The sequence below is a fragment of the Pseudomonas sp. FYR_2 genome (assembly GCF_043106425.1).
Lineage (GTDB): Bacteria > Pseudomonadota > Gammaproteobacteria > Pseudomonadales > Pseudomonadaceae > Aquipseudomonas > Aquipseudomonas monteilii.
This window is the reverse complement of the sequence record NZ_JBICMM010000011.1, coordinates 1-630: the sequence shown is the minus strand read 5'-3', so window position 1 is coordinate 630 and position 630 is coordinate 1. Positions and strand designations below refer to the sequence as shown.

The 630-nt window shown below is 62.5% G+C and carries 1 protein-coding gene; it reads right to left on the bottom strand.

Features of this window, described 5'->3' with window-relative positions; all coding sequences use genetic code 11:
• Positions 1–630: immunoglobulin-like domain-containing protein (locus ACF8R4_RS01940; RefSeq protein WP_392491586.1), on the bottom strand; the 630-nt coding region annotated here is incomplete at both ends.

Below are 630 nucleotides of genomic sequence, written 5' to 3'. Positions count from 1 at the left end.
GTTGTTGATCGGCAGCCCGTCTTTGTTGGTCAGCGTGACGGTGTAGGTGATCACGCCGCCTTCAGTGACCGACGGGGTAGCAGTCAGCTTCGCGATCACTTCGTCGGTGGTGTCGGTGACGGTGACTTTCGCCGCATCGCCCAGCTGCAGGTTCTCGAACGGACGGTTGCCGATGTCGGCGGCCGACTTGATACCCAGGCTGATTTCACCGCCGTCTTTGTAGACATCGTCGCCTTGTGCAGCGTGTTCGTATGGCGCGCTGGTCTGGCCGGCCTTGATGGTGACCTGGGCGTTGTTGCTCAGGGTCACGACCAGGTCGTTGGCCAGTGCCGTGTTGATGTGCACGGTGAAGGTCGGCTTCACGTTCTCGGCGACCGAGGTCTGGTCGGCGGTAATGGTGACCAGCACCAGGTCACCCTGGTTACCGGTGCCCGGAGTACCCGAACCTGGCTCGTCGGTGACGGTGGTGGTGACCGGGGCCTTGTCCAGGGTCAGCTGCTCGAACTTGCCGACGTCGGTGCCGCTGACCGAGGCGATCGATTTCACGATCGAGTCGTTGGTACCGATGTAGACGTTGTCCGGCGCAGTCACGGTGGTAGTACCCACGGTGCCGTTGGCCGGCACGGTGAT